The 14288-nt window shown below is 45.4% G+C and carries 9 protein-coding genes; 5 read left to right on the top strand and 4 right to left on the bottom strand.

From position 1 onward, the window contains the following. Nucleotides 1-119: 119 nt before the first annotated feature. The 3 genes from J6I44_RS17410 to cysS form a co-directional block, all read right to left on the bottom strand. Nucleotides 120-1856 carry a phospho-sugar mutase gene (locus tag J6I44_RS17410; protein ID WP_265767453.1) on the bottom strand — a complete coding sequence of 579 codons (1737 nt, stop codon included), beginning with the start codon at nt 1854-1856 and terminating at the stop codon, nt 120-122. Between the two features lie 111 nt (nt 1857-1967). Further along, nucleotides 1968-3017: a prolipoprotein diacylglyceryl transferase gene (gene lgt / locus J6I44_RS17405; protein WP_265767452.1), complete on the bottom strand. Its 1050-nt coding sequence runs from the start codon at nt 3015-3017 to the stop codon at nt 1968-1970. 209 nt (nt 3018-3226) lie between these two features. Beyond that, the gene (gene cysS / locus J6I44_RS17400; protein WP_265767451.1) at nt 3227-4735 is read right to left on the bottom strand and encodes a cysteine--tRNA ligase; all 1509 of its coding nucleotides are present in this window, start codon (nt 4733-4735) and stop codon (nt 3227-3229) included. Nucleotides 4736-4974: 239 nt separating this feature from the next. Between cysS and J6I44_RS17395 the strand changes: the two genes are divergently transcribed. Next, nucleotides 4975-6099, top strand: a complete 1125-nt coding sequence (locus tag J6I44_RS17395; RefSeq protein ID WP_265767450.1) for a trypsin-like serine peptidase — start codon at nt 4975-4977, stop codon at nt 6097-6099. Nucleotides 6100-6178: 79 nt separating this feature from the next. Here the strand turns inward: J6I44_RS17395 and J6I44_RS17390 are convergent, their stop codons facing one another. Further along, the gene (locus J6I44_RS17390) at nt 6179-9304 is read right to left on the bottom strand and encodes a DUF748 domain-containing protein (protein WP_265767449.1); all 3126 of its coding nucleotides are present in this window, start codon (nt 9302-9304) and stop codon (nt 6179-6181) included. 110 nt (nt 9305-9414) lie between these two features. On the opposite strand from J6I44_RS17390, the gene J6I44_RS17385 reads away from it, so the two are divergent. The 4 genes from J6I44_RS17385 to J6I44_RS17370 all read left to right on the top strand — a co-directional run bounded on the left by J6I44_RS17385 (nt 9415) and on the right by J6I44_RS17370 (nt 14224). Continuing rightward, a complete protein-coding gene (locus J6I44_RS17385; protein ID WP_265767486.1) occupies nt 9415-10083 on the top strand; it encodes a protein-L-isoaspartate(D-aspartate) O-methyltransferase in 669 nt (222 codons plus the stop codon). Between the two features lie 92 nt (nt 10084-10175). Further along, entirely contained in the window at nt 10176-11321 is a 1146-nt protein-coding gene (locus J6I44_RS17380) for a DUF368 domain-containing protein (protein ID WP_265767448.1), read from the top strand. A gap of 213 nt (nt 11322-11534) precedes the next feature. Beyond that, a complete protein-coding gene (locus tag J6I44_RS17375; protein WP_434084238.1) occupies nt 11535-12413 on the top strand; it encodes a sterol desaturase family protein in 879 nt (292 codons plus the stop codon). Between the two features lie 239 nt (nt 12414-12652). Beyond that, nucleotides 12653-14224: a DEAD/DEAH box helicase gene (locus J6I44_RS17370; protein WP_265767446.1), complete on the top strand. Its 1572-nt coding sequence runs from the start codon at nt 12653-12655 to the stop codon at nt 14222-14224. Nucleotides 14225-14288 lie beyond the last annotated feature (64 nt).

Raw genomic sequence — 14288 nt, 5'->3', positions numbered from 1 at the left:
CCCTAATGGCAGGTAATTATTTAGATAAGGATTAAATAACTAAAGGAGGTAGAAAGGGGGATGTAAAAGTCCTTTAGATGAATCATATCCCCAATTATATAAAAGAATATACGCATTTCTCATTCGGTAAGTTCTTGGATAATATCTTCCATCTTTGCGTCAAGTTGTTCTGTTTTATTATCAAATTCAGCACGGCTTTCGAGATTCGTATTGACGCTGCAGTAGAATTTAATTTTTGGCTCAGTGCCCGAGGGACGAACAGAAACAATGGATCCACTTTCCGTAATAAATTGCAGAACGTTTGAGCTGGGTAAGTCAATAGCAGATTTTTTCCCCGATATTAGGTTTTTGGATTGGCCTTCCAGATAATCCTTAACCTTCACAATTTTAGAGCCTCCCAGTTCTTCAGGTGGATTCTCCCGGTATCCCTTGAGCATCTGTTGAATTTCTTCAGCTCCCTCACGACCGCGCTTATAAACGGAAACCAGTTCTTCCCGGAAGTATCCGTGCTGCTGATAGATATCCAACAAAGTATCATAGAGGCTGCTGCCCTGATCCTTGTAATAGGCGGCCATTTCTGCAATGATGACAGCTGAAACCACGGCATCTTTGTCGCGAACGTGCTCACCGATCAGGTAACCGTAACTTTCTTCACCGCCGGCAATAAACTGCTTTTTGCCTTCCAGCTCGGTCATCAGTTCTCCAATATATTTAAAGCCCGTCAACGTATTGAAGCATTCCACATCATAATACTCGGCAATACGATCGATAAGATAGGTGGTAACGATGGTCTTAACGATGTACTCTTTCCCGGTTAACTTTCCGGCCTCTTTCCAGGCGTTGAGCATATAGTTGATGATAAGTGTGCCCGTTTGGTTTCCGTTGAGAAGAATCCATTCCCCCTGATTATCTTTGACAGCAATGCCCACGCGATCGGCATCGGGGTCGGTAGCCATCACCAGCTCGGCATCAATGGATTTAGCTTTGTCAAGGGCCATGGAGAGCGCTTCCTTTTCCTCAGGATTGGGATATTCAACCGTGGGAAAGTCTCCGTCAAAGCTCATCTGTTCTTCAACCAGGTTCACATTCTCAAAACCATAGCGTTCCAGGGCCGGGGGCACTAATACACCCGATGTACCGTGTATGGGAGAAAAGACGATGCTTAAATCTTTCTGTCGTTCAATAGCATCCCGCGATAAAGAAAGTTGAGCAATAGTTTCGAGGTATTTCTCATCAATAGCCTTACCTATCATCTCGATGTTTTCTTCAACACCATCAAACTGTACTTCCTTGACATCATCAATTTGTTGAACCTCCTCCATAACCATTTTGTCGTATGGAGAAACCAGCTGTCCTCCATTGGCACCATAAGCTTTGTAGCCATTGTATTCCTTTGGATTGTGGGAGGCTGTAAGCATCACTCCGCCGTGGCAATTGAGTTCGCGGATAGCAAAGGAAAGCTCCGGGGTAGGCCGTAAGCCATCAAATAGGTACACGTGGATGCCGTTGGCAGAAAAGATATCGGCAACAACCCGCGCCAACGTTTCTGAATTATTGCGGCAGTCGTGGGCAATTACAATACTTATGGGTTCATCAGGATATGTCTTCTTCAAGAAGTTGCTGAATCCCTGGGTCGCCATCCCAAAAGTATATTTATTGACGCGGTTAGGTCCCACCCCCATAATGCCCCGAATGCCCCCGGTACCGAACTTCATGTCGGTATAGAAAGCGTCTGTCAGCTCCTCATATTGTTCGGCATCTAACTTGGATTGTATAGCAGCTTTTGTTTCTTCATCATAACTCCCGTTTAACCAGTCATTAATTCGGTCTTGAATCGCCTGATCTAATCCGTCCATAAAAAATAAAATCTAAGTTGAAGTCAGTTTTAATTCTTGCTATCCCTTGCCTATACAATCCAAATGTATCATTTGCAGCTAATTATTTCTAATACATTTTAGTAGAAATAATTATGGCTGGCTCGATGCTTCTGTTTTGTTCCAATTTACCTTTTTCGCCAACAACCATATGCCTACCAGGATTAAAGGGACACTCAGCCACTGGCCCATATTGATGGCCCAAGTGCCGGCAAAAGCAGCTTGGTTGATTTTGGTGAATTCAAGGAAAAAACGTCCGCCAAATAGCAAAGCCAGAAATGTACCAAACAGGGCGCCCTCTGGAGGTCGGTTACGATATCGCTTATAGATAACCCAAAGAAGTGCAAAAATGGCAATGCATAGAAGAGCCTCATAGAGCATCGTGGGATGGCGAGGCACCGTCCGTTCGATGGAAGTAAGTCCGGGAGCCTTCTCAAAGATAACGCCCCAGGGTAACTCCGTCGGTTGGCCAATAATTTCGGAATTGACAAAGTTACCGGTCCGAATAAAAGCACCCGCAATGGCTACAACAACGACTACTCGATCGGCAACCCATAAAAAGCTCATATTCGCTTGCTTACGGGCAAAAAGATACATCGCAATAAGAATACCAATGGCAGCGCCGTGGCTTGCAAGGCCTCCATGCCAAATGGCAATGATTTCGCCTGGATGCCGCAGGTAGTAGGAGGGGTCATAGAAGAGAACATGCCCCAAGCGAGCACCAATTATAGTGGCAAGCATCACATAGAGAAAAAGTTGGTCCACCTCCAGGGGATCACGACTGGCATGCTCGAACATCTTACGTGTTAATATAAACCCTACTGCAAAAGCAGAGGCAAACAGAAAACCATACCACCGGGGGGCTATAGGCCCGATTTCGTTGATTGTTGGCGAGGGGAGCAAAAGAAAAATAAGCTGCCCGATAATAAATGACCCGATAACCATTCCCCAAAGTTTCCAAGCCGGTATCTCAGGTTCCTTGCCAGCAGGAAGATCTTCGGGTACGAGTTTTTGATAGCCAAAATAGATGAGAACAGCCGCTGCTACAAGTCCCCAGATGGCAAGTGGGAAGGGCAGGTCGATAGGGCCAATGCTAAAAGCTATGGGGTCAGCGCTCCAGACGAGATAATCAGATGCTTGCATAAATATTAGCTATGAGTAATAAGTGTAGTCATTAGTATTAATTCCAGAACAACCTGTGAACCCCTTCCCGAATGCTCGGGACAGGCTTTGTACCTCCCCTTGAGAAGGGGAGAATAATTGATCAGTGCACGGATATCAATTGTGAAAATATGGTCAGAAAATCCTCTCGTTTGGAATCGAGTTCTTGTTTATTTAAAGCATTCGGGGCATTAAATATTAAATTGGTCTTTTAAATTTTGAAATGATGATTGAGAGGAGTCGCCCTTTTTAATTTTAAAATCCGTTCCGTCGGGATTGTCCATCAACTCAATACCGAGTTCCTGCAGCTGATCGCGGATGGCATCCGCCAGCTCAAAATTTTTGTTGCTGCGTGCCTGGCTGCGAAGGTCAATCAGCAGTTCAACAAGCTGTTCTGTTTTATCCTTCGAATCACCAGTTGAAGTATCTGTTTGTGGCCACAAGCCCAGCACTCCATCTACGAACTCGTGCAGAAACTGCTTGATATCGCCAATATTTGCAGGGGGCTGGCTACCGTTAATTTGTTTACGGATGTCTTTTAGCTCTTCAAAAAGTACAGCAATAGCCTGAGCCGTGTTGAAATCATCATTCAGCTTTTGCTCTATTGTTGCTCTAAGGGTATCAAGGTCATAATCTTCTGCTGTACCGCTTTCAGTGCCATCAATAGTAAGAAGCATTTCTTGCAGGTTGTTGAGTCCATTTTCAGCTCCTGCAAGAGCATCCTCCGAAAAGTCGGTAGTGCTTCGATAGTGACTCTGAAGCAGGAAGAATCGGATTACTTGTGGATCCCAGGCACGGCTTAGCAGTTCATTATCGCCGGAAAAAAACTGATTGAGTGAAATGGCATTACCCAGTGACTTACCCATTTTTTGTCCCTCGAGGGTCACCATGTTGTTGTGCATCCAGTAGTTGGCAAAGGGTTGATCAAAGGCTCCTTCACTTTGGGCTATTTCGCATTCGTGATGTGGGAATTGGTTATCCAGACCGCCTCCGTGGATATCAAAATGTGCGCCAAGGTATTTAGTGGACATGGCCGAACATTCTACATGCCAACCGGGGTAGCCCATACCCCAAGGTGAGGGCCATTTCATAATATGGTCATCGCCGGCACGCTTCCAGAGGGCAAAATCTTCGGGTGCTTTTTTGTCGCTGGCCGTTTCAATACGTGTTCCACTTTCCTGGTCTTCAACAGAGCGGCCACTGAGCTTACCATAGGATTCATCGGATGAGACATCAAAATAAACGTTCCCATCCACTTCATAGGCATGCCCTTTATCCAAAAGTTTTTTCACCATCTCAATCTGTTCAATGATATGGCCGGTAGCGCGCGGAGAAATGTCGGGACGCTGAACGCCCAGCTTATCCATATCCCGGAAATAGTTGTAGGTATATTTTTCGGCAATTTCCATGGGCTCGAGCTTTTCGATCTCTGCCTGCTTTTCGAGCTTGTCTTCGCCTTGGTCGGCATCATCCGTTAAGTGCCCCACATCCGTAATGTTTTGCACGTAGCGCACTTTATAGTCGAGGTAGCGGAGGTACCGGACTACAACATCAAAGGACACATAGCTTTTGGCATGTCCCAGATGAGGATCCCCATAGACCGTTGGGCCACATACATAAATACCAACAAATCCGTCATTAATGGGTTCAAATTTTTCTTTTTTCCGACTTAAGGTATTATAAATGTGTAGGTCGTCCATCAATGTTGAGTAATACTCGGTTGCCTATTTCAAAATATCGATGCACGCTAAGATAACGCTTACCGTGGAGAGTTGATAGTGTGGACTCAAAGGCATGGATGATGGCACCAAATAAGAAGTAAAATAAAGTAAAAATGGACCTCTGGAAAATTAATATGTAAGGATTAGGTAAAAAAAGGATCTTACCTATGTATTCCTGCTAAGGAAGTATAATCCAAACAACAAAGAGAGAGGTTTTTATGAAATCGAAAGATCCACTTAGAATTGAAGAACTGAAAGAGCGTAGCTTTGATAAGCCAGAAGAGCTATCGCATCAGTTTGAGAAAGTAAATCTTAAAACGTTTGCTTTGCCCGAGGGGACTATACCTCGCCTGGAGCGTAATTGGGAGCAACCCGGAGTTTATAATGTGGTTGCTGAACTGGAGAGTAAACGTATTGAGTATGAAAAAGAGCAACTTGTTAAACCGACGCCGGTACCAAATATTCCGGTAACACCGCTGGGCAAGAGCTGCCTTAAGGAGTTTGGCGATGTTGAGTCTATTATCGGGCAGCGACAGGCTACGGCACCGGCCAGATACTTTCCGGAGAAATCAAAAATAGACCTGGAGATAGCCGAGCAAATGAGACGCCGAAGAAAAGACGAAGATCTTCCCACAAATGTCTTTGGCACGGATGAGCGGTATATTTATCAGGATACCAGCTTTCCCTGGCGAACTGTGGGGCGGGTTTGGACAGCCTCAGGTGCCTGTACGGGCTGTACTATCGGTCCCCGCCTGGTACTCACAGCCAGCCATTGTATTAACTGGCAAAGCGGTGGTGGCGCAGGATGGGTAAAATTTTCGCCGGGCTATTACAATAGCAATGGTCCCTGGGGAGAATTTTATGCTACAAGGGTCATCTACTGGAATAAAGCGCAAGGCGGATTGTCAGATTTAGAGACGGCCTTTGATTATGTGGTACTTGTGATGAACGACTATGTTGGCAACCGGGTGGGCTATCCGGGGTATCGCACTTATTCGGATTCCTGGGATGATTTGGATGTCTGGCAGCATATGGGTTATCCCGGTGATCTTACGAGTACTCAGCGACCGGCATATGAAGGAGAATGTGCTATATCTTCAGTAAGTTCTGAGTCAACATCCGGACAAGATGGATATGTGCTTGGGCACTTCAATGATATCACAGGCGGTCATTCCGGTGGCCCTGTTTGGGGCTGGTGGGATGGCGAAGGATGGCCGAGAGTAGTAGGTGTGCAAAGTGCAGAGTCAAGCAGTCCGGCTTTTAATACCTCAGGCGATAATGAGTTTGGTGGTGGACCAGGTCTATCAGCCCTTATTTCGTATGCGCGAAGTAACTATCCATAGCCATTAGCAGCTGAAGACAAAGGGTATAAAAGGCGCCATAAATTTTTATGGCGCCTTTTTCTTAATAAAGATAGACAGCTTAATTACTGGTTGTCGTATCTGTTTGGGTAGTATCGGGATTACTCTCTTTTTTATCTCCGCCGAACAAGTTTTTAATGGCATTACCAGCTTTATTTTTCAGATATTTTTTAACGATTGGCTGGATGACGGTCTGGTCGGGCTGAACTTTAGGATTGCTATAGTTGCCGGTAACCCGCAAAGGTACCATAATCGTATTGTTGTCGCGCGTTAAGGCATTGGCGGCCTGGCTGGTTATGGCAGAAGCAATATCACTTTTAAATCGTTCGGGCAGGAGGAGTGAAATTTGGAAATCAATGTTATCATTTTGCAGGTTTTGGGTACCATTCAGTTCCAGCCCGATATCCTTGCTGGTGAGCGACAAGTCGCTAATTGTCAATATATTCTTGTCGATAGCGATGGAGCTTTTCCACTGATCGAGGACTACGTCCTGCAAAGTTTTTATCTTCGTAAAACCCGACAGCTTTTGCTGTAGCGGATGGTTGTGAACCTGCGCTTCGCTCATACCGAAAGTGCCATTCAGCAGCGTCGTTGGAATAAGAGGATTAAGTTCGGTATCGATTTTTGTGGTATAATCAACGCTGGTACTAAAGGTTCCTGCAATGAATTTATAGAACTGGCTGTTTTTACCAAGAATAGGATATTCTTCAAAAAAGGATTCCAGTCGAAGGCTATCCAGCGCCCCTTTGAAATTAAAGGTTGAAGGCTTGTTAGGCGGAATCTCCCAGAGCATCGTACCGTTGGCTTTTCCTTCAAAGAGCTCCACATTGGCTTGGGTCAGGTTAATTTGTTTAGGCGTGGAGGTTGCCTTGGCTTCGAGGTTCCGCATGGTAACACCGGTAATCTTCATCTGGTCTATCTGGGTACTAACGTTGCTGTTTAAGTCCGGCAGTTCGAGGTTAAAGTTAGTAGAGGTGGTATCGCTCCAGTCGATGAGTTCATCCAGGTTAAGATATTTACTGTAATACTGGCCGGTAAGCTTTGGCGTTACTTTGCGGTTCTTTTCATCTTTGAGATACGCCATATAATTGCTCAGCGAGCCTTTAACATCGATATCCGAAGAGCCCATCTGAAACGTTAGATTGTTGAGCGAGGCTTTATCAGGAGACAGGCTAAAGGTGCCATTCAGATCTTTGACGGGCTCGCGAAGGGATTCGCCCGCCATATTGCCGTTTTTGACCGTTAGCTTTCCTGAAAAGAACATCGCAGAAGGATCATTCGCCGGACCTTGTACCGCAAGGTTGAAATCTGCATCACCGCTCAGGTCTGTTATGTCGGGTTCTAAATCATAATAGTTACTGATTTCTTTAAGCTTGGCGCTTCCTTCCGTTTTGATGTTTAGGCTGCGGTTTTCACTTATATAGTTGTTAATGACACCGGAGGCCTGAACGTTATTGTCGCCGCTCTGTAGACTTCCTTCCACGATGGTCATCTGCGGACCTTCGAGCACCGCATCAAAAGTGATGTTTCGAAAGGGAGCGTCAAAAGAGTCATAATCTATCAAGCCGTCTTTCAGGTTAATGCTTCCACTTTGTACGGCTTGTTCTATTTGATCGGCCTTCCCATCCAGGATGGCCTGAGCCGTAAGCATGCCTTCCAGCCGGAGGGTATCTTCATCGATGGGATAAAATTCTTTAATTGTAGCGAGATCAAAATTCAGGTTGGTGTTCATATCGTTGATACTCCGGGCGCCTTCATCCAACAGATGCTGGACCTGTCCCTCGGCAGAGAAAGAGTTTTCCGCCGCCTGCAGGCTCAGGCTTTGGATGGTAAGTAAGTCCTGCGTGCCAGAAGCATTGACGTTGATATTTGTAATGGCTTTGGGCACGTCCTGGTATTTCAATAAGCCATCGGCAAGAATTGCTTTTCCATTAAAGGCAGCCTGTTCAGGCTGATCGAGTTGCCCCTCAGCATTAGCGTTGACATCCAGTTGGCCGGCCAGTTGCTGGAGGTCCAGCTCGCTGATGTCATAAAATTCATTGACCGTGGAGAGGTCCACATCCGCTATGAAATCCATGTTAAAGGTGCCGTTGTCTTCCAGCGGCTGTTGGAGTTCGCCAGAGCCCGTGAGTGAGTTGGCACCGGCCAGTGCATTAAGCGTATCGATGGTGACCAATTCGTTGGTGGCGCTGGCAGAAATTCGAATATCTTCAATAGGTTGAGGCAGGTCCGGATCTTTTAGATAGCCGTTTTGCACCAGCATACGGATATTAAAATTCGGGATGGCGTCTTCCGTAACGGCACCTCTTATAGTGCCGCCAAGGTCAAGGGAGCCTTCGGTTTCCAGTCCCTGGGTGTATTCGTTTTCTGGCAGCAGGGTAAGCAGATCGCCAAAATTATCGGAGGAAGAGTTGAACTGAAGATCTATGCTAAGTGTTTGGCTCCAATTGCTGAGCGTGCCTACAAGATCCATCTCCAGCCCGCGGATAGCAAAGGTTCCTTCCCGTAGCTGGATAATTTCATCATCCGGATAGAAGATCGATTCCTCTGTAAGGCTGAGGGGAAGGCCATCCAAATAGGTGGTGCTGTCGACCGTGGCAGATACCTGCTGGACCTCCATATCAATACTGCTGCGGATAGAATCTGCATAATTCAGCGAAAGATCGCCATTTAAATCATGGAGGGCTGCCGAGGTATTGGAGGTAAAATCCTGGTATCCAAAGTGACCTTCGGTGATCTGAAAGTAGGGAATATTGATATTATAGCTTTCAGAAGCGGTAGTATCTGTCTCCTCTTGCTCCAGCAGGAAATCCAAATTCGTGGTGCTGTCGGCAAATACTTTGTAGGTAAACTGAGGCCGGTTGAGCTCTATTTCTGAGAAATTGATATTTTCAGCGAATAGCGAAAAGAGGTCAACGCCCGCGACCATCCGATCCAGGGATATAAGCGTATCCTCCTCTGTTTCTGCTGGAATAGAAAGCTTATTGATTTCTACGCCGGGCTGGGGGAAGGTACTGAAAAAGGTAACCGACATTGATTCCACTTCTACGGGACGTCCTACAGCCTCGTTAAGGTAGGGCATCAACATATTTTGGAGCCGATCGTTGGTAAAATAGAGATTTAGTCCAACAATGATGACGACCAACAGTGCAAAAAAGCCGCCGATAATTTTCAAGAAAGCCTTCATGAGATAATATTTATTTGCTTGATGATGTAGATTAAAATCATTTTTATTCCCTCAAGTTCCTTATGTTATAGAATAACTGCAAATGATCGTAAGAGTAATTGGTTTTGAGTATGTTAAATTGGGGCTCCGGAGCACATAATCCTAAATTTAAGCAACGCCGTAAAGGGCTTGTTGAAAAGCTAAAAAGTAAAGGCATCAAAGATGCGCGTGTTCTTTCTGCTTTCAGTATAGTGCCACGACATGTTTTTGTAGATACCGCTCTGCAAAATCGAGCTTATAAAGATACGGCTCTGCCTATTGGAAAGAAACAGACTATTTCTCAGCCTTTCACTGTTGCCCGGCAAACAGAGCTTTTGGAGGCAAAACCCGGGGAGAAAGTGTTGGAAATTGGCACCGGCTCTGGATACCAAGCAGCCATTCTCTGTGAGCTTGGTGCTCAGGTTTATACCGTTGAACGGCATAAAAAACTCTATGAAAAGGCCCGTTCTACACTTCGGGAGCTGGGCTACTCGGTACAGGCCAAGTTGGGAGATGGAACCAAAGGCTGGTCGGCCTACGCACCTTATGACGCTATTGTAGTAACGGCAGGGGCTCCGGTGGTACCGGATGATCTGATTCATCAGCTGAATGTAAATGGCCGCTTGGTTGTACCGGTGGGCAATGAAGAGCGACAGGAGATGGTTCGCATCATCAAGATACGAGAAGATGAATACGAAGAGGAACACTACAGCGATTTTAAGTTTGTGCCACTTATCGGCGAGAAGGGCTGGAAAGAGTAAGAATTAAAAATGATCAATGAAAGATTGAAACATAGCTAATATTTTTGGGTAGCAAAAGACGCAATTTTTAATTCTTAATTTTCACTTCTCGATTGAATAAGACTGAGCAAGCATCAACAGACGAGCAGCAAAAAGCCACTTCCTGGAAAGAGGCTCCATTTTTAATGATCAAAGGTTTCTTAATGGGCTCAGCCGATATCGTGCCGGGCGTCAGTGGTGGAACCATGGCGCTCATTGTCGGCATTTATGCACGACTCATTAACGCCATCCGGAGCTTTGACTTTTCATTCATCAAACGACTGATCACCTTCAAATGGTCGGCAGCACTGCGGGGCGTAGAGTGGAAATTTATGCTGTTGCTGCTGTCGGGCATGGCCTGCGCAGTGTTCTTCTTTACACGTATTGTGCCTCTCCAGATTTATATGTTCACCGATCCGGAACTCATTTATGGATTGTTTTTTGGATTGATCGTGGGTTCCATTGTCATCCTGGCCAAAGCCATTGAGGGCTTTAACTGGGCACACGGGCTCATGATTATAATAGGCACGCTCATTGGTTTTTGGCTCGTGACCTTAGTGCCGACAGCAACGTCGGAATCCCCGTTATTTATCTTTTTCAGCGGATCTATCGCCATTTGTGCCATGATTTTGCCCGGTATTTCTGGTTCGTATATCCTGCTTATTTTGCGAAAATACGATTTCGTCCTATCTGAAATCGGTAAGCTGGGCACCCCCAATACGGTTAGTAGCTTAATGACGCTGATACCGTTTGGATTAGGAGCGGTTGTTGGACTTGCACTCTTCTCCCGGGTTCTTTCGTGGCTGCTAAATCGTTATGAAGCTAAAACATTGGCCCTGTTGATCGGCTTCTTAATTGGTTCGTTGTATGTGATATGGCCATACCAGGATCGAACCTACGCTGAGATTGTGAGCAAGCAAGACGTAGTGGCCTACGAAAATCCACGAGCACAAGAGCTGAGGAAAAACGGACCCAATAAAAATCAGCCTGAGTTTGAGCGATTGGGTAAGGTGATAAATCCACAGGCGGAATTAAACAGGCTCAAAAAAGTGGAGATTGAGACGGTCAAACAAAAGCTTATCAAAAGTGATCCTTACATTCCATATATAACGGTAGAGGGAGCCAGAACAGCCCATTTTGCAAGTGGTATGTGGGGCATGTTGATTGGTCTTCTTATGGTTGTGGGGCTTGATTTTATCCGGGAGAAAGGAAATTCGTGATCTTCTTTATTGGTAACCCAAGGTGATTTTTTTGGGTTTTGCGATTTCTTCAAAAAAGGAAGAGGCTAATCCTGAAAGTGGAACATATATTTCCAATCATTAAGTATAAGATTGTTTTAGTTTCTCATGCAGAAGTTCTATGTTGTCAACATTAATTATTGAATATGAGAAATTATTGTGCCTGAATTAATCACGGTTGATGAACTTATCAATATGGGGCTGCCGCCAATCATCATTTATGCGGCGCCCGTTATGTTTGCACTGGTTTTCATTGAATGGGGCATCAGTGCCTGGCGGAAATGGGACTTATATGATAGTAAAGATTTCTGGGCGTCCACGGCTATAGGTATTGGCAATATCATCGTAAGTTCACTGACAAAGATCAGTATCTTTGCCCTGATCCTGCTTTTTTACAACATGATGCCCTGGCGCATTCCGTACACCTGGTGGTCTTTTCCGCTCTGTTTTATTTTCTTGGATTTTTGTCGATACTGGGCTCACCGTATTGCCCACGAGCAGCGTATTTGGTGGGCTACGCACGTCCCACACCATTCATCGGAGCAGTATAATTTTTCGGTTTCGTTCCGCCTTTCGTGGGTGCAGGGCTTTAAAGTTATTTTCTTCTTGCCCGTAGCAATGGCAGGTTTTCATCCCGTGGTGTTTTTCATTTGTCACCAGATTGCGGTCTTGTATCAGTTCTGGATCCATACGGAGCTGATCGATAAGTTGCCCCGACCTATTGAGTACTTCTTTACGACTCCCTCGCACCACCGGGTACACCACGCCAAAGATGATCATTACCTGGATAAAAACTATGGATCTACGTTTATCATCTGGGATCGTATGTTTGGTACCTTCCAGCCCGAGTTGGGAACGCCCAACTACGGCATCACTAAACCACCGGAATCTTACAATCCTATTTACCTGGTTTTTCATGAATTTATCGATATCTGGAAGGATCTAAAGAAAGCTGATGGATGGAAAGAGTATCTGTTTATCCTTTTTGCAAGTCCTGCCGAACAGGCCCGCGTGGAGAAAGAAAAAAAGCAAGATCTGGAGGTGCAAAGTGCCAGCCTCCCCGCCAATGAATAAAGGGTTTTAGGCAGCTCATAATTTAATTATATGTATTGGCGGTTATTATCCGTATCTTCCCGCTCTGGTGTTACGTGATTCCTACCTATTCTTCGTTTTTAAACAGGTTCTTACATCCCTTTCTCAGGTCTGTCGGCGCCTCTCGTGATGTGCGGTTTTAGGAGGCAGCATTTTAGGCTGGTACCCAAAGTACAGCTTGTGGCGTCAGGTACGTATAAACTTTAATTACTACTTTATTTATGACAGATTCAACTTTTGCTGAGCTTAATCTCAGCGATACTATTCTTCAGGGACTCACAGATATGGGTTTTGAAGAACCAACGCCGGTACAGGCAAAATGTATTCCCACTCTTTTAAACAAAAGGGATGTCGTAGGACAAGCCCAAACGGGGACGGGTAAAACGGCTGCTTTTGGTATTCCGGTTGTACAGCAGACGGATGTTAGTGTTTCAGAAGTACAGACCATTATCATGTGTCCCACGCGCGAGCTGGCGATACAGGTAACCGGAGAACTTATTAAAATTGGAAAACATCTGGATGGATTGCATGTATTGCCGGTATATGGCGGACAGTCAATTGGTCGACAGATTAAAGCCCTAAAACGCGGTGCACATATTGTAGTGGGTACCCCTGGACGTACCATCGATCATTTACGACGAGGTACACTGAAATTGGATCACCTGCAACGCGTGGTCTTTGATGAAGCCGACGAAATGCTGAATATGGGATTTCGCGACGATATGGAGCAGATTCTTTCCTATGCTGATCAACCGGTTCAAACCGTGATGTTTTCTGCGACCATGTCCAGAGGTATTCGCAAGATCATGAAGCGTTATATGGATCAACCGCAGACCATTGCGATTGAACGTAAAAAGGTGACAGCTCCTAATATTGAGCAGTATGCTGTCGAAGTAAGAGATTCCGTCCGAACGGAAGCCATTGGTCGCTTTATGGATATCAATGATTTTAAGCTGGCTTTGGTATTTTGTAACACCAAGCGGAAGACCGAAAAGGTAAGCCGGGAACTTCAGTCGCGAGGTTATGCTACGGACTTTATCAATGGTGATCTGAATCAAAATCAACGCGACCGTGTGATGTCAAAGTTTCGGAGTGGAGCTATTGATGTTTTAGTGGGCACCGATGTAGCGGCCCGCGGTCTCGATATTGATGATATTGAAGCGGTTTTTAATTATGATATTCCACAAGATCCCGAATATTATGTACACCGTATCGGTCGTACCGGTCGTGCCGGGCGCTCAGGTATGGCAATTACCTTTACCACAAAGCGCAAGAAAAAACAGCTTCGGAGTATAGAGAAACAGATCAAAAATCGATTGAATCCATTGGGTTTGCCATCGGTAGCTGATGTACAGCAGTCTCGGGTAGCCGGCGTTATGGATAAACTTGTTGAAGACCTTGAAAAAGGAAGCCTTCGACCATTTATCGAGCAAATAGAGTCGTTTGATGATGATCGTTTTACGACCATTGAAATTGCTGCAGCCCTGTTGAAAAAGGCCACATCAGAGACGGCATCGGCATCCGATGCACCCGCTCAAGGCGCTAAGAAGTACGATGATTCCGCCATGATTAAGATGTTTTTTAATGTGGGGAAAAAGCATAACGTATATCCGGGCGACCTGGTAGGCGCCATCGCCGGCGAATCAAAGGTTCCGGGGAATGTGATTGGTAATATCGATATCTTTCCACGTCATTCTTTTGTGGATATTCCCGGGAAGCATGTGGATAAGGTGATAAACGCCATGAACCGCAACCGTGTGAAAGGAAAAAAGGTGCGTGTAAACGTAGCCTAACCCCTTAGTTTCAGAATTAATTAAAGGGAGCATCTTTCAAAAGGATGCTCCCTTTTTGTATATA

The organism is Fodinibius salsisoli, from assembly GCF_026229185.1.
GTDB lineage: Bacteria > Bacteroidota > Rhodothermia > Balneolales > Balneolaceae > Fodinibius > Fodinibius salsisoli.
The sequence above is the reverse complement of the archived record's forward strand: the minus strand, read 5'-3'. Positions and strand labels throughout refer to the sequence as shown.

Bases quoted from the DNA above. Each gene is read 5' to 3' on its own strand.
- J6I44_RS17410 (WP_265767453.1), bottom strand. From the start codon at position 1,856: ATGGACGGATTAGATCAGGCGATTCAAGACCGAATTAATGACTGGTTA.
- lgt (WP_265767452.1), bottom strand. From the start codon at position 3,017: ATGCAAGCATCTGATTATCTCGTCTGGAGCGCTGACCCCATAGCTTTT.
- cysS (WP_265767451.1), bottom strand. From the start codon at position 4,735: ATGGACGACCTACACATTTATAATACCTTAAGTCGGAAAAAAGAAAAA.
- J6I44_RS17395 (WP_265767450.1), top strand. From the start codon at position 4,975: ATGAAATCGAAAGATCCACTTAGAATTGAAGAACTGAAAGAGCGTAGC.
- J6I44_RS17390 (WP_265767449.1), bottom strand. From the start codon at position 9,304: ATGAAGGCTTTCTTGAAAATTATCGGCGGCTTTTTTGCACTGTTGGTC.
- J6I44_RS17385 (WP_265767486.1), top strand. From the start codon at position 9,415: ATGTTAAATTGGGGCTCCGGAGCACATAATCCTAAATTTAAGCAACGC.
- J6I44_RS17375 (WP_434084238.1), top strand. From the start codon at position 11,535: ATGGGGCTGCCGCCAATCATCATTTATGCGGCGCCCGTTATGTTTGCA.
- J6I44_RS17370 (WP_265767446.1), top strand. From the start codon at position 12,653: ATGACAGATTCAACTTTTGCTGAGCTTAATCTCAGCGATACTATTCTT.